Raw genomic sequence first — 20,016 nt, forward strand, 5'->3', positions numbered from 1 at the left:
GACTCAGGACTCCCGGTCGAGATCAGTCAGGTTCGGTTCGGACGGCACCGGGCCGTCAGCTCGGCTTCGCGGCGGCGACCAGCGCCTTCTGCAGCGTGGGGACGTCCAGACCGCTGCTGAACTGACCCATCGCCGACAGGATGCTGTCGTTCTGGCCGAGCGTGCAGGCCGCGCCGTGGGCGCAGGACGGCACGATCTTGTTGGACTTCCAGTCCGCCATCGCGGTCTGCTGGTACTTCGGGTAGTCCGCCGCGACCGCGTCCGAACGGGCCGGGATCGAGCCCTTCTTGGTGTTGAACGCCTTCTGGCCCTCGGCGCTGCCGGAGACCTTCAGCCAGCACTTCGCGCCTTCGGGGTTCTGGCCACCGGTCGGCAGCGTGAACGAGTCGGCCAGGAACTGGAAGGTTCCGGCCGTTCCGGGCGACGGCCAGTAGGTGTAGGCGGTGTCCGGCACCTTGTCGGACAGCTGCTGCGCGGCGACCCAGTCACCCATCAGCGTGTACGCCGCCTGGCCCTTGTTCACGTACTGCAGCGCGTCCGGCCAGTCGATCGCCTCGCGGTCGGCGTTGCTGAACGAGAGCAACTTCTTGAACTTCTCCAGCGCGGCGGTGACGTCGGCGCCGGCCATGTCGGTCTTGCCGTTCCACAGTCCGGTGAACTTCTCCGGGCCGAGCTCGGCCAGCAGGACGACCTCCATCACCATCTCTTCGGCGAAGCCCTTGGAGGTGGCCAGCGGGGCCTTCACTCCGGCCGCCTTCAGCTTCTCCATGTCGGCGATCCAGGCGTCGACCGAGGCGGGTGCCTTGGTGGCGTCGATGTTCGCCTTCTTCAGTACGGCGGGGCTGGCCCAGACGACGTTGGCGCGGTGCACGTTGACCGGGACCGAGTAGATCTTGCCGTCGACGGTCAGGTTCTCCAGCAGGCTCTGCGGGAAAGCCTTGTCCAGGCCGAACTCCTTGTAGAGGTCGCTGACGTCGTCGACCTGGGCGTTCTTGATGTAGTCGCCCAGCTCGGCGCCGGCGTGCGCCTGGAACGTCGACGGCGGCTTCTTGGCCTGCAGGTCGTTGGCCAGCACCTGCTTGGCGTTCGAGCCCGCGCCACCGGCGACGGCGGAGTTGACGAAGTTGAAGTCCTTGCACTCGTTCTTGAACGTCGAGACCAGGCCGTCGAGGCCGGCCTTCTCGCCACCGTCTGCCCACCAGGTGAAGACGGTCACGTCCTTGGTCGCGGTTTCGCCCCCGCCACCGGAGTCATCGCTGTTCCCGCAGGCACTGACCGCGAGAAGACCCACGGCACCCACGGCCGCGAGGGTCTTGCTCCATCCACCACGCATCTTTTCACTCTCCGATCAGCTCGTGAGCTGTGACAACGAATGCCCCCTTGACGGGCCCACTCTGGGCACGGCGCCGGTCGGGTGTCAACGCTCCGCGCAGGCGCGTTGCGCAGACGTGATCACCTGCGCACACCGGGTTTGAGAGCGCACACATGCTGCGCCCGACGGGCCTGCTGAGGAAGCTCGCGAACTCCCTGGACGGGTCCGGCCCAGGCAACATAGCAGCCCTTCCGACCCGTTCCGGGCACAACCGGCCAACACCTTCCGCTCAACTTCGGTCACCCGGAATGACCAATGACAACGAAGTCAAACGGCAGCAGCGCTCAGAGAGCTGTGTAGCGGCCGCGGCGGTGGATCAAGGGTGGGAGCTCGTCGGGGAGGAGTTCTACGTGGGCCAGTTCGAGTTGGACCTGGAGGGACCAGCCGACCTCGGGTGGGTCGGTGGAGACGAGACGGCAGCCGGCCCAGGTGGTGACGCCGACGGGGGCCGGGCCCCACTCGGTGTCGGTCCAGTCGAGCATGCGGAACGGGCCGCCGGGGGCCGGGGCGACGTACCCGAAGGCGTCGGCGAGTTGCTGGTGCGGGCCGCCGAGCAGGCTGACCACGGCGACCCTTGCCTTGCGCAACATTTCCCACAGGTCCGAGTCCGGGTCGATCAGGCCGATCACGTACCCGGGCTCACCATCCGCCACCAGCATCGACGAGACAGTCAGCCCGGCCCGCTTTCCCTCGTACTGCGTCGTCCACAACCCGACCGGCGACGGCAACCGCCCGCGCAACCGCCGTACCGGGCTGCGCTCGGACTCTGGCGGCAGAAACGGATGGTCGCCGTGGATGGTCATGCTTGAACGGTACTCACCCGCACTCGACCGGGCAGCGTGAAGCCGTCGATCGGGCGGGACAGGCCTACCGACCCACGCACCGACTCGACCTCTCCGTCCGATCCGAAGACGAAGCGATAAGCCTCACCAATGGCGCCATAGCCAGAGCCACCGGTGACGCGGAGGTCGTCGCCGTCCACCTCGACGGTCGTCGGGTCGGCAGCAGGGTCGTCGGCGGTCGGGTCGATCACGTAGAGGCGGCCGCCGAGCAGAACCACATCCATGACGCCCCACAGGTTCGCATAGCGGCCGGTGAAGCGGCTTAGCCCAGTCGCATCCTGCCGCGGCTTGGACTCGGCCAGGTCGGCCAGCTTGAACGCGGCTTCGGCCAGCTGCCGCGCGGGCCCGTCGATCGCGTTGGTCAGCACCGTCACCGCCAGCCGGCGCTCGGCGTCGACCAGCGACATCGTGATGTGCCCCGGATAGCCGCCGCTGTGCCCGAACAGCTCCCGCTCGCCGAGCTTCGACACCATCAGACCGAGCCCGTACTTCGACCCGTCGTCCTCCGCCGTCTTCCACCACGCGTGCTGCATCTGCCGCTTGGACGCATCGGTCAGCAGCCGGTCGTCGCCGGGCAGGTGCGCCGACCAGTAGCTCACCACGTCGCGCGCGGTACCGAAGAAGCCGGTCGCCGACGCGAGCGCGCCGGTGTCGATGTGGTCGATCGGCACCCGCTGGTCGGCGTACGCGAGGGAGCTGTAGCCGGCCGCGTACTCGCCGGCCCGGTTCGGGTCCAGCTCCGGGCCGAGTCCGGTCAGGCCGAGCTTGTCCACGATCGCGGTCTGCACGAAGGCGTTGTACGACGTACCGGTGACCGCTTCGATCACCAGGCCGAGCAGACCGAAGCCGATGTTGGAGTACTTGAACCGGTCGTTGTCCGCGAGCACGTCGGTACCGGGCTGCTTGATCACCCGGAGCAGCTCGTCGCGATCCGGGAAGGCCTTGCCGAGCTGCCAGAAGTCGCCTTCGTCGCTGTCGCGGCTCACCCCACCGGCGTGGCTGAGCAGGTCCCGGATGGTCCGCTCGCCCAGCGGCGTACCGACGATCTCGGTGACGTGCATCGCGACCTTGTCGTCCAGCCGCGCCTTGCCCTGCTCGGCCAGTTGCAGCAGGGCGGTGGCGGTGAACGTCTTCGAGTGCGACGCGATCCGGAACAGGTGCTGCTCGGTCAGCGCGACGCCCTGCTCGACGTCGGCCAGCCCGTACGCCGCCGAGAACGCGACGCCATCGCCGGCGAAGGCAGCCGCTTGGACTCCGGGAATTCGCCGGTAGCGCTGATTGAACGCCAGCCAGCGGTCGTAGTACGCGAGTACTTCGTGCAGGTTCTCGGAATCCAGGGCGTCAGACATGACGCCTAGACTGAATGACGCGGAAGCGACTCGCAACGTAAGCACCGTCCGTGTACGTCGCGTTAGCGGCCGGGTTCGCTCCGGTGCCGTGGAAATCGCTGAAAGCAGCCGATTGATTGACGAACACCTGACCGGTCAGGTTCTCCGAGAGGGCCACGCCGACGTCGAGCGCCGCATCCCGCGTTTCCTCCAGCACGGCCTCGTCGGTCGAGTACACGCCGGCCGTCATCGCGCCACCGTCGCGGACCGTCCGCCGGAACAGTTCGATCGACTCCGCGGTCCCGCTCGTGCGGACCAGGAAGGACACCGGGCCGAAGCACTCGCGGCCGTAGACATCCTCATTCTTCGCGTCGATGGCGACCAGCAACGGCGTCCGGACCACCGCGTCCTCGTACGCCGGGTGCTTGATCGCGCGGGACTCCAGGACGACGTCGCCGTACTCCGGGGCGAGCTCGAGCCGGTTGACCACGGCCTGGTTGACGATGCCGCCGAGCAGTTCGACCGCGCGGGCGTCGTCGCCGAGCAGCTTGCTGATCGAGTTGGCCAGGCCGGCGCCGACCTCGTCGAAGGACTTGTGCCCCTCGTCGGTCTCGATGCCGTCGGCGGGGACGAAGAGGTTCTGGGTCGTGGTGCACATCTGGCCGGAGTACAGCGACAGCGTGAAGGCGAGGTTGTTGCACAGCGCCTTGAAGGAGTCGGTCGAGTCGATGATGACCGCGTTGACGCCGGCCTTCTCGGTGAACACCTCGGCCTGGGTCGCGTTCTGCTCCAGCCACTCGCCGAACTCGCTGCCGCCGGTGAAGTCGATGATCTTCACCTCGGGGCGCAGCGCGAGCGGCTTGGCCAGGCCGTCACCGGGGTGCTCGGCGGCCAGGGTGACCAGGTTCGGGTCGTAGCCGGCCTCGGCGAGCACCTCGCGGCAGACGTCGACGGTGATCGCGAGCGGCAGCACAGCCAGCGGGTGCGGCTTGACGACGACCGCGTTGCCGGTGACCAGCGACGCGAACAGGCCGGGCCAGGAGTTCCAGGTCGGGAAGGTGTTGCAGCCGATCACCAGCGCGACGCCGCGACCGGTGACGGTGAAGTTCTTCTCCATCCGGATCGGGTCGCCCTTGGCCGGCTTCTCCCAGACCGCGGTGGCCGGGTAGCGGCCCATCTCCTCGTACGAGTACGCGATCGCCTCCAGCGCCCGGTCCAGGGCGTGCGCGCCACCGGCCTGGAACGCCATCACGAACGCCTGACCGCTGGTGTGCTGCACCGCGTTGGCCAGCTCGAAGACGCGCTTGTGCAGCCGGTCGAGGATCTCCAGTGTGACGCCGGTCCGGGTGTCGACCCCGGCCTTCCGCCATCCGGAAAGTCCCTTCCGCGCAGCCTCCAGCAGCTCGTCCAGCCCGCTCTCCGTCATGTGCGGGTACTGCACGTCCAGCTGGACACCGTACGGCGACTCCTCCGAACTGACCGTCCCGTGCGCCCCCGGCGTCTCCAGCGGGTACGCCGTCCCGCGGTGCGCCTCGAAGGCCGCCTTACCGTCCTCGGCCGCCGTTTCGCCGTACACCCGGGGGCTCGGCGACTCCGGGAAGGCGGAGAAGTAGCCACGGCTGCGGATGGCGGCCAGCGCGCCGTCCAGCCGGTCGCGATGGGCGGCAAGCCAGTCAGTAGTCATGACCCCGATGTTACAGTCCAAGAACAGATCGGGGATAGAGTGTCACAACACTCTCTGCTCAGGTGTCCCGCAGCAAGGAGGAGTCATGGACCGCGCGGTCTATCTGGTGGACGGTATCCGCACACCGATCGGACGGTACGGCGGCGCGCTCGCCGCGGTCCGGCCGGACGACCTCGCGGCCCACGCCCTCTCCGCCCTGCTCGCCCGGCACCCCTCGCTCGACCCGGGCACTGTCGACGACGTGTACCTCGGCTGTGCGAACCAGGCCGGCGAGGACAACCGCAACGTGGCCCGGATGGCGCTGCTGCTGGCCGGGCTGCCGGACAGCGTGCCGGGTTCGACGATCAACCGGCTCTGCGGGTCCGGACTGGACGCGGTCGCCGCGGCGGCCCGGTCGATCCTTGCCGGTGACAACGACATCGTGCTGGCCGGTGGCGTCGAGTCGATGTCGAGGGCACCTTTCGTGATGCCCAAGGCAACAACGGCTTTCGCCCGCCAGGCGGAGATCTTCGACACCACGATCGGCTGGCGGTTCGTCAATCCGGTGCTCAAGCGGCAGTACGGGATCGACTCGATGCCGGAGACCGCGGAGAACGTCGCCGCCGAGTTCAACATCTCGCGGGAGGACCAGGACCTGTTCGCGCTGCGCAGCCAGCAGCGCGCCGCCAAGGCCATCGCGAACGGACGGCTGGCCGAGGAGATCGTCCCGGTCGAGGTGCCCGGCAAGCGTGGCGTGGTGACGGTGGTCGACACCGACGAACACCCGCGCGAGACGTCACTGGAAGCCCTGGCCGGTCTGAAGACTCCATTCCGCGACCCGGGCACAGTCACGGCGGGCAACGCGTCGGGTGTCAACGACGGCGCGGCGGCACTGCTGGTGATGAGTGGCGAAGCGGTCGAGCGACTCGGCGTCACGCCGCTGGCCCGGATCGTCGGGACCGCAGCAGCCGGTGTTCCGCCGCGGATCATGGGCGTCGGCCCGGTCCCGGCGACCCGCAAGGTGCTCGTCCGGGCAGGGGTCGCGTTGTCCGATGTCGGCGTGATCGAACTCAACGAGGCCTTCGCCGCGCAGTCCCTCGCCGTACTGCGACAGCTCGATCTTTCCGACGACGCCGAGCACGTGAACCCGAACGGCGGCGCCATCGCTCTCGGTCACCCGTTGGGCATGTCCGGCGCGCGTCTCGCCCTCACCGCCGCCCTCGAGCTTCGCCATCGCGACGCGGAGTACGCGCTGGCCACCATGTGCATCGGAGTCGGCCAGGGGATTGCCACGCTGCTGGCCCGCCCCTGAAGCTCCTCTTATGACTGAGCGATTTCTCGGCGACGCCTGTCCGCCCGAACTGCTGGACGACGGCGAGCGGCTGTCCGCCGACGAGCTCAAGGCGCGGCAGCTGGCCGGGCTGCAGGCGACCGTGCGGGCGGCGTACGAGAATGTTCCGCACTATCGCGCGGCGCTGGACAGCGTGGGGTTCAAGCCCGGCGATCTGCACGAGCTGGCCGATCTCGGCCGGTTGCCGTTCACGGGCAAGCAGGATCTGCGGGACAACTACCCGTTCGGGATGTTCGCGGTGCCCCGGGAAGAAGTCGTCCGCGTGCACGCCTCCTCCGGTACGACGGGCCGCCCGACCGTCGTCGGGTACACCCGCCGCGATCTCGACAACTGGGCCGACCTGGTCGCCCGGTCGATCCGCGCCGCCGGCGGCCGGGCCGGCGACGTGTGCCACATCGCTTACGGCTATGGGCTTTTCACCGGCGGGCTGGGTGCGCACTACGGAGTCGAGCGGCTCGGCTGCACCGTCGTACCGGTCTCCGGTGGGATGACCGGGCGGCAGGTCGACCTGATCCGCGACTTCGGGGCGCGGATCATCATGGTGACACCGTCGTACTTCCTGTCCATCGTCGACGAGATGGTTGCCCGAGGCATCGACCCCCGCGAGACCTCGCTGCGGATCGGCATCTTCGGCGCGGAGCCGTGGACCGAGCAGATGCGCACCGAGATGGAGAGCAAGACCGGTGTGCATGCCGTCGACATCTACGGCCTGTCCGAGGTGATGGGGCCGGGCGTCGCGCAGGAATGCGTCGAGACCAAGGACGGCCTGCATATCTGGGAGGACCACTTCTACCCGGAAATCATCGATCCGGTCACCGGCGAGGTGCTCCCCGACGGCGAGGAGGGCGAGCTCGTCTTCACCACCCTCACCAAACAAGCCTTCCCGGTACTGCGCTATCGCACCCGCGACCTGACCCGCCTGCTCCCCGGGACGGCGCGGCCCGCGATGCGCCGGATGGAGAAGATCACCGGTCGCACCGACGACATGATGATCGTGCGCGGCGTGAACGTCTTCCCGACCCAGATCGAGGAACAACTCCTCCTGGTCGAGGGCCTCACCCCGCACTACCTCTGCATCCTCACCCGCCCGAACCGCCTCGACGAGCTGACGGTCCAGGTCGAAGCCGCACCCGATCTCCCGACCTCTTCCTATGCCTCGGCGGGCACACTGCTGGCCGGCCGGCTCAAGGAGCGGGTAGGCGTGACGGCAGCGGTAGAGGTCCTCCCACCCCACGCGCTCGAACGCTCACTGGGCAAGGCGAAACGCATCCGCGACGACCGCCGGCGCTGAGCCGCGATTAGGGGACGAGCAGTTTGGGGAGGATGCGGTCGACGCCTTCGCGGAGATCCTGCAGGGCGTCGGGTTGTCCGGACAGGTGGCGGAGGAGGGCTTGCTGGAAGAGGCCGTCGAACAGGGCGTAGGCGGTTGAGGCGGAGACCGTGATCGGGCTTCCGCTCAGCTCGGCGTACGTGCTGACGATGCGCCAGATCATGAGTTCGAGCGTCTGGTCGATCTCCAGGACGTCCTCGCGGAACGACTCCTCGAACAGCGCCTGGTTGCGCAGGTCGTACCACAGCCGGTGCATCGAGCCGTCTTCCGCACAGGTGACGGCCAGCGCCTCGGCGAAGTCCGTGCGCAACTGGTCGGCTGACCGGGCCGTCGCGACGATCTGGTCGTAGCGGGTCACGCACTCGGCCTTGTAGAGCTTCACGCAGTACGTGATCAGCTCGACCTTGTCGCGGAAGTAGTAGTGCAGGACGCCGTGCGAGAAGTCGGAGTTCTGGGCGATCTCGCGCAGGCTGGTGCGGGCGTAGCCGAGCTCGGACAGGGTGCGCAGGGCCGAGGTGGCCAACTGGGCGCGACGCTCAGCGAATTTGTCCACCTGGCGGCGTGAGATCCGGTCCGTCACCTCGGTCACGCTCTGCCTCCTGGGGTCTGTTGCCCCGAGTTTACCCCGGAATCCGGATTTTCTTGACAGTTGTCCAAGAAACTCTTGACGACTGTCAAGAAAATGGCAACGCTGTGCATCACCACCCGGTCACCGCACCTCACCGGAGACCGAGTGGTCATCAGCAGAGGTCCAGCTGCGCGGCCGAAGGGGAGAGTTCATGAGCGGGTACGACCTGACCGGAAGGAAAGCTCTGGTGACCGGAGCCGCGCGCGGCCTCGGAGCCGGAATGGCCGAGGCGCTGGCGAAGGCCGGCGCCGCGGTCGTGATCGCCGACATCAACGAGGACCTCGGCCGGGAGACCGCCGACGCGCTGAAGCAGACCGGCGCCAGCGCCGCCTTCGTCCCGCTGGACGTGACCGACGACGCGAGCTGGGAGGCGGCGATCACCGCCACCATCGGCGAGCTCGGTGGGCTGGACATCCTGGTGAACAACGCCGGCGTCGAACTGTCCGGCCTGGTGGTCGACCTGGATCCGAACGACGTCCGCACGATGCTGGACGTCAACGTGCTCGGCACCGCCCTGGGCTTGAAACACGCGTTCCGGGCGATGCGGCCGGAGGGACCCGCCGGGACTGGTGGCTCGGTGGTCAACATCTCCAGCGTCGCGGCGACCATCCCGTTCCCCGGCATCGCCGGGTACTCCGCCACGAAGTCCGCCGTCGACCGGCTCACCCGAGTCGCGGCAATGGAGTCCGGCAAGCTCGGGTACGGCGTACGGGTGAACTGTGTCTACCCGGGTCTCGTCCCGACCGAGATGGGGATGAAGCTCGCGGCCGACATGGTCACGTTGGGCCTGTGGCCGTCGGCGGAAGCTGCAGTTGGTGACGTCATCGGACTGACTCCACTCGGCCGTCTCGGTGAGGTCGGCGACATGGCCGACGCGGTGGTCTTCCTGGCCTCGGACGCGGCCAAGTTCATCACCGGCGCGGGCCTGCCGGTCGACGGCGGAATGGGGATGTGAGATGACCAAACCCGTCGTCGTGTACGGCGCCTCCGGGTACACCGGCCGGCTCGTCTGCGAGTACCTGCGTGAGTTCAACGTCCCGTTCATCGCGGCCGGCCGCGACAAGAAGCGGATCCAGGAAGTGCTCGACCGGGTCCCCGGCATCGACACCGTCGACCACGAGGTGGTCGAGGTCGAGCACGAGGTGAGTGCGCTGACCGACCTCTTCCGGGGCGCGAAGGTGGTCAGCAACATGGTCGGCCCGTTCGTGAAGTACGGGCCTGAGGTGGTCGAGGCGAGTCTGGCGGCCGGTTGTCACTACCTGGACACCACTGGTGAACAGGACTGGCTGCTGGACGCGCAGAACGGGTGGGGTGACAAGTTCACCGCCGAAGGACTTCTCCTCGCGCCGGGGGTCGCGCAGATGTACACGACCGGTGAGATCGCCGCGAACATCTGCCTGGAGACCCCTGGCCTCGACACCCTCGACATCCTGGTGCTGTGGAAGGGGTTCCCGACCTACGCGTCGACCCAGACCATCTTCACCATCCTCAAGGCGGACTGGCACTACCTGGAGCAGAACGAGCTGGTGAAGTGGGACCCGCTCACCACCTTCGAGGTGAACGTGCCCGGCCAGCATGCTTCGGCACTCGCGTTGCCTTGGGGTGGCACGAGCCATCCGGTCTGGTTCAAGAACGACCCGCGGGTGGCCAACGTCAAGGTCGCCGGTGGCGTCTTCGACCGGACCGTCATGCAGGGCGTGGTCGAGGCCGTGAAGATGGTCGAGTCGCAGATCAAGACGCTGCCGATCGAGCAGCAGGACGCCGCCCTCGCCGAGGTCGCCGCCTCGGTCCAGGCCAGCATGCCGCCGCGCGAGAACCCACGGATCAACACCTCACTCGACTCGGTGCACGCCTCCGGACCGCTCGGCCGCGCGCACTGCGTGATCCATGGCAACAGCAACTACAAGCAGACCGGCGTACTGCAGGCGTACGCCGCGTACTCGCTCCTGCAGCAGCCGCCGAAGCGCGCGGGGCTCGCCTCGGCCTGCCAGGCCTTCGGCCACCGCGAGCTGCTCGGCGTACTGCGGAGCTTCGGGCTGGTCCTCGAGCCCGTGGTGACCGTTCACCACTGAGACCAGGTGCGGGGGTGCCTCCCCAGTCACCCCCAAGACATCCCCGCACCTGTACCACCTGGAGTTCTCGTGAGGTTGTACGACTATCTCGACAAGGGCGCCTCGCTCGGCGCGGGCGCGCCCTGCCTGACGATGACCGGTACGTCGCTCAGCTACGCCGAGGTGCAGCAACTGTCGTGGCAGGTCGGCCGCGCCCTGCACCGGTCGGCGGTGCTGCCCGGCGACAAGGTGGCGATCCTGTCGGCCAACAACCCGATCGCGTTCGCCTGTGTCTTCGGGATCGCCCGGGCCGGCGCGATCTGGTGCCCGATCAACCCGCGCAACGAGGCAGCCGAGAACTGCGAGCTGCTGAACGCCTTCGACTGCACCGCACTGATCTTCCAACGGGCGTTCCTGCCGCTGGTCGAGCGGATCCTTGACGACCTGCCGAAGCTGACCACGTTGATCTGCCTCGAAGAGTCGTTGCCTGGCGCAATGAGTCTGGCGGAGTGGCTGGACGGCGTACCGGCGGAGCCGTGGTCGCTGGAGCCGCTGGACGACACCGCGATGCTGGTCGGGACCGGCGGCACCACCGGGCGGCCGAAAGGGGTGATGCTGACCGAGCGGAATCTCGAGACGATGTCGGCGATCACCTTGATGAGCTACCCGTTCGCCGGACGGCCGGTGTATCTCGCGCTGGCGCCGCTGACCCATGCGGCCGGGGTGTTGTGCTTTCCCGTCCTCACGCTCGGCGGCGAGATCGTGATCATGCCGGCGCCGGATCTGGACGAGTTCCTGCGCCTGGTCGAGCGACATCAGGTCACGCACACGTTCCTGCCACCGACGCTGATCTACATGCTGCTCGCGCACCCCGAGCTGGACGGTACGGAGCTCGGCTCGCTGCAGTGCTTCTGGTACGGCGCCGCGCCGATGTCCGCGGCCCGGCTGGAGGAGGCGCTGACCCGGATCGGGCCGGTGATGGCGCAGCTGTTCGGTCAGAGCGAGGCGCCGATGATGATCTCCACGATGGCGCCGGCCGATCACTTCCACCCCGATGGAACGCCTGCGGTCGAGCGGTTCGCTTCCGCGGGACGGCCGTCGCCGCTGACCCAGGTGGCGATCATGGCCGACGACGGGCGGCTGCTGGGGGCCGGGGAACGCGGCGAGATCGTCGTCCGGGGCTCGCTGGTGATGGCCGGTTACTACCGCGACGCGGAGGCGACCGCGGCAGCTTCGCAGTACGGGTGGCACCACACCGGTGACATCGGATTCCTGGACGACGACAACTACCTCTACATAGTGGATCGGGCGAAAGACATGATCATCACGGGTGGATTCAACGTGTACTCGGCGGAGGTCGAGCAGGCGCTGATGACGTATCCGGCGATCCGCGACTGCGCGGTCATCGGCCTTCCCGACGAGAAGTGGGGCGAGCGGGTCACCGCGGTCCTGCAACTCCATCCCGGGCTGACGGTGACCGAGTCGGAGGTCCGCAACTACGTGAAAAGCAAACTCGGCAGCGTCAAGGCCCCCAAACAGGTGATCGTCTGGCCCGACCTCCCCCGCTCCAAGGTCGGCAAAGTCCTCAAGAACGAGATCAAGGCACGCCTGGTAAACCAGTAGGCCGGCGACCCTGCGGGACCGGATGATCGATGGCTATGCAAGCCATTCCCCGCAATCCCCGTGACGGTGTCTACCCCGCGACCGACGACTACATCCACGCCCTCGAGGTGCGCGGTGCCGAACGCATGCTGTTCGTCGCCGGCACCATGGGACTCGACCAGACCGGTACGCCGGGCGGCTCGCTGGACGAGCAGCTGGAGCTGATCTGGTCGAACCTGGCCCGCATCCTCGCCTCCGCCGAGATGACCGTGGACAACATCGTCCGGATCACCAGCTACCTGCGCGATCCGGCGTACGCGGAGGCGAATGCGACCGCCCGGATCAAGGCGCTCGGCGGCCGGGCGGTGCCGACCACCGCGATCGTCGCGCAGACACTGGCCGAGGACTGGCTGGTCGAGCTCGAGGTGATTGCGGTCGGGTGACCGACTCGCCGGGTTAATAGGTGGAGGGGCGGCGGCGGTGGGCGCTAGGGTCTGGGTGACACGAGAGGGGGTGAGCGCGATGTTTTCGCCCGTCGTGCTGCCTGCCTGTCGCGCCCGCGGCTGAGACAGGTGGCCTGGTTTCACCTCAGGAGCTGCAATGACCGTGGTATCCCGTCCGCCGCTGACCTCTGACGAGCGGACCCAACTCACCGGCTGGCTCGACCTGCAGAGGTCGTTCGTCCGGATGAAGTGCGAAGGTCTCGACGAGGCCGACGCGCATCGCAAACTGCTGCCCACCTCGCCACTGATGTCGATGGCCGCACTGGTGGCGCATCTGCGCTGGAACGAGTACGCCTGGTTCCAGCTCAGCCTGGCCGGCGTACCGGACACCGGCCAGACGCCCTGGACCGAGGGTGGTCATCCGGACGCCGAGATGTTCGTGGACGACGTGCCGCTGGCCCAGCTGCTCGACGAGTACGACGCCGAGTGCGCCCGCTCGAACGCGACCATCGCCGGCCTTCCGCTCGACGCGCTCGAGAAGGGTGTCGAGGGCGAGCCGGCCTCGCTGCGGTACATCCTGTGTCACATGATCGAGGAGACCGCGCGGCACGTCGGCCACCTCGACATCATCCGCGAACTGATCGACGGCGCGACCAGCTACGACCGGCTGCAGACCCCGTGAGGCCCAAGGCGCTGCTTCAAGCCGACGAACGAACCAGTTTGGTCGGCTGGCTCGACCTGCAGCGGTCACTGGTCCGTAGGAAATGCGAAGGCCTGAGTGAGGCCGACGCCCATCGCAAGGTGTTGCCGGGCTCGCCGCTGATGACGGTGGCGGGCTTGGTGGCCCATCTGCGCTGGGTGGAGTACTCGTGGTTCCACCTGAACCTGCTCGGTACTCCGGACGAGGGCCAGACGCCGTGGACCGAGGACGGTCATGTCGACGCCGAGATGTTCGTCGACGACCGTCTGCTGGCCGACCTTCTGGACGAGTACGACGCCGAGTGCGCCCGCTCGAACGAGATCGTCGCCGGCGTCTCGATGGACGACGTGGAGAAGGCGGTCGTCCGCGCGGACGGCGCCGCCTCGACGCGGTACATCCTGTGTCACATGATCGAGGAGACGGCCCGCCACCTGGGCCATCTCGACATCATCCGCGAACTCCTCGACGGCACCCGGGAGCCGCCACCCCGCTAGCCCCGTCCGCTGGACGCGGCCCGGACTTGCGGCGCTTAGTCTGCGCAGAGACAATCTTTGCGTGGACTAAGCACCCGGGAGCGACCATGGCGCCTGAAATCAGCTTCGCGGAGATGGCCCGATGACCCGCCGTCCCGGCAGCCCGGCCGACAGCCCCGGCTTCCTGCTCTGGCGAGTCACCCACGACTGGCAACGCGCCGTCACGGCCGCGCTGGCCCCGCTCGACCTCACCCACGTCCAGTTCGTCCTGCTCGCCTGCGCGGGGTGGCTCACCGCCCAGGGCCTCACCCCCAACCAGCAGGACTTGGCCCACGAGGCCGGCACCGACATCAAGATGACGTCGCAGGTCCTCAAAACCCTGGAGTCCAAAGGCCTGCTGACCCGCGACCCGTCCCCCACCGACGCCCGCGCCAAAACCATCAAACCCACCAAGACCGGCACCCGCCTGACCCGCCAGGCCATCACCGCAGTACAAGCCGTCGACGAAGCCTTCTTCGCCCCCGTCTCCATCCCCCACCTCCAAAAAACCCTCACCCACCTAGCCAACCCCTAACCACCGAGGCCCGGCCGATTCGGTCAACCCCACTTCTCCGGACGCCGCCGGAGCTTCCGGCCGACCGGGTCATAGACCTGCTCAGGCAGTTGCGACTGCCGCAGTGCAGTCTCGTTGATGGTGAAGAATCCGACGTCGACGAACCGTTTGTGGGGCTGCAAGCTACCCGACGGCAGCGCGAGAATCACCGGATGCGTCGGCCGGATCCGCTTGACGGCGGCCACCGCCGGCGCGAAGTCGGAGTCCGCGCTCACGAGGAGGGTCAGATCGGCGATCCCCACCGCCGCGTCCTCGACCATCGAGACGGCCAGAGCGACGTCTGTCTCCTTCTCCTCGAAGGATCGTGGCCGCCGAGGACACTCGCACTGCCAATGCTTACCGCAGAGCTTGCAAGGTGAGAGCGTTCGCCGTTTGAACCAGCCGATCTGTATGTCGAGCACATCACCGGAGTGGGCACGGAGTGCGTCGACGTAGTGGATCTGGTTGGCAGCCGCCTCTGGCTCGCCCCGCACGATGGTCGTGAAGTAGCGGACCTGCACCACCTGGTCCTCCGGCCGGAGGTGGCCTGTGAGCTTCACGAGGTCGAGCCAGAGGTACTTCCGGCCGTACTTGTTCTTCATGCTGTAGTACAGGTTGAAGCCATCGATATAAGCGGCGACGGTGCCCACGCCCTTGCTCTCCTGTTCGGAACATGGCGTACGCGACGTGTTATTCTGAAGGCCGAATGCCGGTACGCCCGGCTACAACGACCCCCTTCTGGGGGTCGTTTTTTTGTGCGTACCGGTTTGGGCGGCTCTGCCGCCTCATCTCCCGACAGCCGAAAAAGGGAGAAGCCCCACCGGAGTGGGGCCTCGCGCTCGATCGCCCGGAGGCGATCGACGGTTGTCCTCAAACGTAGCCAGCGAGCTACCCCTGGGTCAAAGTTGGAGCCATTCGCCGAAGGCTAGGGGTTGGCGGGTGCAGAGGTAGGTGGCCCAGTGCAGGGTGACGGGGGTGCCGGTGGTGTCTCGGGTGATGCGGAGGAGTTCGCCGGTTTCGCGGCCGGAGATGGTGCGGTAGACGTCGTCGGTGACCTTCTCGAAGACCGACGGCGGCTTCCAGTCGGGGGCGCCGGGGGCAACTGCCTGCAGGGCGCCTTCGCGGACGGAGAAGACGTACGGCGAGCCCTCGGAGAACCACGTCCCCAGTACGCCGGTCAGCTCCTCCGGGACCGTGGTGCCGGGTGTCCAGGCGGTCGGCGGCATCGGCTCGTCGGTGAGGACCTTGAGCAGCAGGTCGGTCGCGAGGGCGGCCGGGTCGGGGGCCGAGGTGGTGTTCATCAGCGCGATTCCCGCCGTACCGGATGCGCGGTGCACGAAGGTGCCGGTGATGTGGCCGGGCATGCCTCCGGTGTGGCCGACCACGACCCGGTCGCCGAGCCGGAGCAGCATGAAGCCAAGCCCGAAACCGAACTGCCAGCGCTCGTCACCCATCACCTGCGGCTGGCACATCTCCTCGACGGTGTCCTTGGCGAGCACCTCGTCCACCGGGTTCGCGATGAACATGGCCCACTTGGCCAGGTCGGCCGCGGTACTGGCCAGCCCGCCGCAGGCGTTCATCGCGCCGATGTCGAGCAGCGGCTCCTTGACCGGTACGTCGGAGAACGGCGGCACGTAGTACCCCTGTGCCGACGGCCCGCCGTCCATCCCGACCGTCGTCCGGTTCATCTCCAGCGGCTGCAGGATGCGCGCGTTGATCGAGTCGTACCAACTGCGCCCCTCGATCCGCTCGACCACCTCACCGAGCAGCGAGTAGACCAGGTTCGAGTAGTGGAACTTGTGGTGCGGCTTGCCGACCCGTTCGGCCTCGTTCCAGCCCGACAGCAGCTCGTCGCGGCTCGGGAACGTCATCTTGTCCCAGACATCACCGACCGGTTCGCGCTGCATGCCGCTGATGTGGCTGAGCATCTGCCGCACGGTGATCCCACCGTGCTTGGTCTCGGGCAGCAGGGTGTCCAGGTGGTCGTCGAGGCTGAGCTTGCCCTCGTCGCGCAACGCCATCACCGCGACGGCGGTAAAGGTCTTGCTGTGCGAGGCGATCAGGTACTGCGTATCGGCGGTCGGCGCGACGCCCGGCTGCTCCAGGTCGGCCGAACCGACGCCTTCGGACCAGGCCAGCGCGCCGTCACGGGCGACGGCTCCGACGAGTCCGGGGACGCGGCCCTTGGCCTGGCGTTCGACGACGATCCGGCTGAGGGCGGACTGGGTCTGAGCGGAGATCTCGGTCACCGGACGACAGTAAGCCATCGACCGGACCGTGGGGAGCTGGCGAAGTGACAAACCACAGGGGTCCGGCCGGGTCGGTGTGGGAGGCTGGTGAGGTGCGCATAGCGGTGCTCGGTCCTCTCGCGATGTGGGCGGCCGACGGATCTCCGCTGGACGTCCGCGGGGTCCGGCTGCGCGGCCTGCTCGCCAGGCTGGCGCTGAGCGCGGGCCGCCCGGTCGGCGTCGACACCTTGGTCGACGGCCTCTGGGGTACCGAGGCGCCCAGCGCGAACGCCCTGCAGTCGCTCGTCTCGCGACTGCGCGCCGGCCTGCCCGCGACCGAGTCGAGCATCTCGGTCCAGTCGGGTCCGGCCGGTTACACACTGACCATCTCACCGGAGTCCGTCGACGCCCTGCAGTTCGAGGCGCTGGTACGCCGCGGCCGCGAACTGCTGAGCACCGACCCGGGCCAAGCCAAGGCGCTGCTCACCCAGGCCGAGCGACTCTGGCGGGGTGATGCGCTGGCCGACCTGCGCGATCTGCCGTTCACCTCGCTCGAGGCCGATCGTCTCGAGGAGCTGAGGCTCGGCGCCTCGGAAGACCTGGCCGAAGCGGCCATCGCCAGCGGCAACGCCCGCGAGGTGACGCCGGAGCTCGAGCGCCTCAGCGCCACTCACCCACTCCGCGAACGCGTCCACGAACTCTTGATCAGAGCCCTGTACGCCGACGGTCGCCAAGCGGAGGCACTAGCGGCGTACGAGCGGGTCCGGGCGACCCTGGCCGACGAGCTCGGCGCGGATCCGGGCGCGAGACTCCGCGAGCTCCAGGTGGCCGTACTGCGCGGAGAGGCGATCGACCCGGTCGCCACGACCCCCGTAGTACCGGCTGCTCCGGTGGCTCCGCCGCGGAACAACCTGCGAGCCTCCATGACCAGCTTCGTCGGGCGCGCGGACGATGTCGCCGAGCTGGCCTGCCTGATCGGCGACGGCACGCGACTCGTCACGATGGTCGGTCCTGGCGGTGCGGGCAAGACCCGGCTGGCCACCGAGACCGGCCGGTCGCTGGCCGAGCACTCCGGCGACGGAGTCTGGTTCGTCGAGCTAGCCCCACTGGCCGACGCGGCCGAGGTGGCGCCGACGATCCTGACCACGCTCGGCGCCAGCGAGTACGTCGACAGCCTGCAGTCCGGTCTCGCCCCGAAGAACTTCCCGACCAGCCGGGCGGCGACTCAGCGACTCGTCGAGGTGATCTCGGATCGCCGGGTGCTGCTCGTGCTCGACAACTGCGAGCACCTGGTCCAGGAGGTCGCCAACCTGGTCGACTCGCTGCTTGCGGCCTGCCCACGGCTACGGGTGCTGACCACCAGCCGCGAGCCATTGAGCATCCCGGGCGAACACCTGCACCCGGTCGGACCGCTCGGCCTGCCGCCGGTCGGCAGTCCCGACGACAGCTATCCGTCGATCCAGCTGTTCGTCGATCGCGGTCGCGCGGTCCGGCCCGACTTCGCCATCACCGATCAGAACCGGGAGTCGATCGCCGAGATCTGCCGCCGGCTGGACGGGATGCCCCTGGCGATCGAGCTCGCCGCCGCCAGACTGCGCGCCCTCAACCCGCCGCAGATCGCCGAGCGACTCAGCGACCGGTTCCGCTTGCTGACCAGCGGATCGCGGACCGCTCTTCCCCGGCACCAGACCTTGCGGGCGGTCGTGGAATGGAGTTGGGAGCTGCTCACCGCCGAGGAGCAGGCAGTAGCGCGGCGGCTGTCGCTGTTCTCCGGTGGCGCGACTCTGGAAGCGGCCGAGCAGGTCTGCAGCGGACCAGGTCTGCCGCAGGAGGCAGTCCTCGGAGTACTGGCCTCTCTGGTGGACAAGTCGCTTGTCGAGGCGAGTGCCGATGACCGGTCGGTTCGCTACCGGATGCTGGAGACGGTGAAGGCGTACGCCGCCGAGCAGCTCGCGGCGTCCGGCGAGACAGCCCGGGTCCGTGAGGCCCACACGGCGTACTTCAGCGGGTTGCTGCGGCAGGCGCGCCCCAAGCTGCACACCGGCGAGCAACTGCAGTGGATCGCCCGGTTCGACACGGACAACGAGAACCTGCTGGACGCCGTCCGTACTGCGATCGAAGCCGGCGACGCGCAGTCCGCACTGGACCTCGTCTCGGTGCTCGGCGAGTACTGGAACATGCGCGGCCGCCCGGCCGAGGCGGTCACCTGGTTCGAGGCGGCGCTCGCCGTACCGGGGCCGACCGATCCGGTCGCGCGGGCGTCGACGCTGATGATGTACTCGCTCGGCACGCTGTCGAACGGTGAGGATCCGTCGGCCTCGTTCTACGGTGCGATCCGTGGCCTGGCCGAGGTGCGCCTGCTGAGCCGCCGGTACCCGGTCGTGGCCGAGTCGGGAGTCGGCCGGTTCACCAACGCCGTCTGGGCGATGATCCGCCGGGACAAGGCAGCCTGCTTCCGCGAGCTCGAGGCGGCCCGCGACCACGAGGACGCCTGGACCCGGAACATGGCCGTGATGATGACGGCGATGTTCCTCGAGAACGACGGCGAGGTGGAGCAGATGGCCGCCCATCTGGCCGTCGCGCTCGACGGGTTCCGCACCCTCGGCGATCGCTGGGGTACCTCGCTGGCGCTGCGCGGACTGTCCAGCAACCAGATGGGCCAGGGTGACCATCGGGCCGCGCTGGCCTCGGTCACCGAGGCGTTGCGGCTGATCGACGAGCTCGGCACCACCGAGGGAGTCGCGCAACTCCTGGCTCAGTGCGCGCTCAGCCGGTCCGAGCTGGACGACTACGAGGGCGCCCGGTCCGATCTGCGCCGGTCGCTGCAACTGTCCGAGGAACACGGAAGCCGTGGCGGGCAGGCGATCGCATTGACCGGGTTCAGCGTGCTCGCCCGGCGGCAGGGTCGCTTGGACGAGGCCAAGGAACTGGCCGACCGGAGCTACGCGATGCTCGATCTGCCGTCCGAACGACTCTCGCCCCACGGGCAGGCGATCGTGCTCGGTCAACTGGCCCGGGTGGCCGTCGCGCGCGGCGAGCTGGCGGACGCGCGCGAACACGCCCAGCTGGCGATCGGCCTCTCGCTGCGCACCGAGGACATGCCGGTGGTCTCCGGCGTCATCGAAGCCGCGGCCGACGTGGAGCTGCTGGCCGGCGATCCCGCCCTGGCCGCCCGGACCCTCGGCATCAGCGCCGCTCTGCGCGGGATCAGGGCGATCGCGGATTCCGACGTACGGCGTACCGTCGAGCGGTTGCGCGCGGAGCTCGGGGACGATCGCTACGACGCTGCGTACGACGCCGGCGCCGCGTTGCCGCGGGAGGACGCGATGGACGAGCTCCGCAAACGCTACGACCTGACCGCCGACGAACCGATCCACCTGTTCGGCGAGCCAAGCTAGCGCCGGGCGGCAGGC

At 68.3% G+C, this 20,016-nt stretch carries 17 protein-coding genes; 10 read left to right on the top strand and 7 right to left on the bottom strand.

Annotated features, from left to right (window positions below; translation table 11 throughout):
• Window positions 1-55 precede the first annotated feature (55 nt).
• The 4 genes from AB0F51_RS35795 to paaN all read right to left on the bottom strand — a co-directional run bounded on the left by AB0F51_RS35795 (window position 56) and on the right by paaN (window position 5,226).
• Window positions 56-1,333 (bottom strand): ABC transporter substrate-binding protein, encoded by a 1,278-nt coding sequence (locus AB0F51_RS35795; protein ID WP_360287549.1) that lies wholly within the window; start codon window positions 1,331-1,333, stop codon window positions 56-58.
• Between the two features lie 323 nt (window positions 1,334-1,656).
• A complete protein-coding gene (locus tag AB0F51_RS35800) occupies window positions 1,657-2,175 on the bottom strand; it encodes a flavin reductase family protein (protein WP_360287551.1) in 519 nt (172 codons plus the stop codon).
• The gene (locus AB0F51_RS35805) at window positions 2,172-3,563 is read right to left on the bottom strand and encodes a serine hydrolase domain-containing protein (RefSeq protein WP_360287553.1); all 1,392 of its coding nucleotides are present in this window, start codon (window positions 3,561-3,563) and stop codon (window positions 2,172-2,174) included. Before AB0F51_RS35805 ends, AB0F51_RS35800 begins: the two co-directional genes overlap by 4 nt.
• A complete protein-coding gene (gene paaN, locus AB0F51_RS35810; protein ID WP_360287555.1) occupies window positions 3,556-5,226 on the bottom strand; it encodes a phenylacetic acid degradation protein PaaN in 1,671 nt (556 codons plus the stop codon). Before paaN ends, AB0F51_RS35805 begins: the two co-directional genes overlap by 8 nt.
• 85 nt (window positions 5,227-5,311) lie before the next feature.
• Between paaN and pcaF the strand changes: the two genes are divergently transcribed.
• Together pcaF and paaK are read left to right on the top strand one after the other, a co-directional pair.
• On the top strand, window positions 5,312-6,517 hold the full coding sequence (gene pcaF, locus AB0F51_RS35815) for a 3-oxoadipyl-CoA thiolase (RefSeq protein ID WP_360287557.1): 1,206 nt from the start codon (window positions 5,312-5,314) through the stop codon (window positions 6,515-6,517).
• A 10-nt stretch (window positions 6,518-6,527) separates the two neighbouring features.
• Window positions 6,528-7,847, top strand: coding sequence for a phenylacetate--CoA ligase PaaK (paaK, locus tag AB0F51_RS35820; protein ID WP_360287559.1), 1,320 nt, complete (start codon window positions 6,528-6,530; stop codon window positions 7,845-7,847).
• Window positions 7,848-7,854: 7 nt separating this feature from the next.
• On the opposite strand, the gene AB0F51_RS35825 is transcribed toward paaK, so the two are convergent.
• Window positions 7,855-8,475, bottom strand: coding sequence for a TetR/AcrR family transcriptional regulator (locus tag AB0F51_RS35825; RefSeq protein ID WP_360287561.1), 621 nt, complete (start codon window positions 8,473-8,475; stop codon window positions 7,855-7,857).
• A gap of 190 nt (window positions 8,476-8,665) precedes the next feature.
• Here AB0F51_RS35825 and AB0F51_RS35830 point away from each other — a divergent pair, with 190 nt between their 5' ends.
• The 7 genes from AB0F51_RS35830 (at window position 8,666) to AB0F51_RS35860 (ending at window position 14,357) form a co-directional block, all read left to right on the top strand.
• Window positions 8,666-9,469 carry a glucose 1-dehydrogenase gene (locus tag AB0F51_RS35830; RefSeq protein ID WP_360287562.1) on the top strand — a complete coding sequence of 268 codons (804 nt, stop codon included), beginning with the start codon at window positions 8,666-8,668 and terminating at the stop codon, window positions 9,467-9,469.
• Window position 9,470: 1 nt separating this feature from the next.
• Window positions 9,471-10,586: a DUF5938 domain-containing protein gene (locus tag AB0F51_RS35835; protein WP_360287564.1), complete on the top strand. Its 1,116-nt coding sequence runs from the start codon at window positions 9,471-9,473 to the stop codon at window positions 10,584-10,586.
• Between the two features lie 69 nt (window positions 10,587-10,655).
• Window positions 10,656-12,188: a long-chain fatty acid--CoA ligase gene (locus AB0F51_RS35840; protein ID WP_360287566.1), complete on the top strand. Its 1,533-nt coding sequence runs from the start codon at window positions 10,656-10,658 to the stop codon at window positions 12,186-12,188.
• A gap of 29 nt (window positions 12,189-12,217) precedes the next feature.
• Entirely contained in the window at window positions 12,218-12,610 is a 393-nt protein-coding gene (locus tag AB0F51_RS35845; RefSeq protein WP_360287568.1) for a RidA family protein, read from the top strand.
• 157 nt (window positions 12,611-12,767) lie between these two features.
• On the top strand, window positions 12,768-13,292 hold the full coding sequence (locus AB0F51_RS35850) for a DinB family protein (protein WP_360287570.1): 525 nt from the start codon (window positions 12,768-12,770) through the stop codon (window positions 13,290-13,292).
• Window positions 13,289-13,804, top strand: coding sequence for a DinB family protein (locus AB0F51_RS35855; RefSeq protein WP_360287572.1), 516 nt, complete (start codon window positions 13,289-13,291; stop codon window positions 13,802-13,804). Before AB0F51_RS35850 ends, AB0F51_RS35855 begins: the two co-directional genes overlap by 4 nt.
• A 121-nt stretch (window positions 13,805-13,925) precedes the next feature.
• Window positions 13,926-14,357 (top strand): MarR family transcriptional regulator, encoded by a 432-nt coding sequence (locus tag AB0F51_RS35860; protein WP_360287574.1) that lies wholly within the window; start codon window positions 13,926-13,928, stop codon window positions 14,355-14,357.
• Between the two features lie 23 nt (window positions 14,358-14,380).
• Here the strand turns inward: AB0F51_RS35860 and AB0F51_RS35865 are convergent, their stop codons facing one another.
• A complete protein-coding gene (locus AB0F51_RS35865; RefSeq protein WP_360287576.1) occupies window positions 14,381-15,025 on the bottom strand; it encodes an NYN domain-containing protein in 645 nt (214 codons plus the stop codon).
• Window positions 15,026-15,274: 249 nt separating this feature from the next.
• Entirely contained in the window at window positions 15,275-16,624 is a 1,350-nt protein-coding gene (locus AB0F51_RS35870) for a serine hydrolase domain-containing protein (protein WP_360287578.1), read from the bottom strand.
• Window positions 16,625-16,668: 44 nt separating this feature from the next.
• On the opposite strand from AB0F51_RS35870, the gene AB0F51_RS35875 reads away from it, so the two are divergent.
• A complete protein-coding gene (locus AB0F51_RS35875; protein ID WP_360287580.1) occupies window positions 16,669-20,001 on the top strand; it encodes a BTAD domain-containing putative transcriptional regulator in 3,333 nt (1,110 codons plus the stop codon).
• Window positions 20,002-20,016: the final 15 nt, after the last annotated feature.

Source organism: Kribbella sp. NPDC023855, from assembly GCF_040639475.1.
In the GTDB taxonomy this organism is placed as follows: Bacteria; Actinomycetota; Actinomycetes; order Propionibacteriales; family Kribbellaceae; genus Kribbella.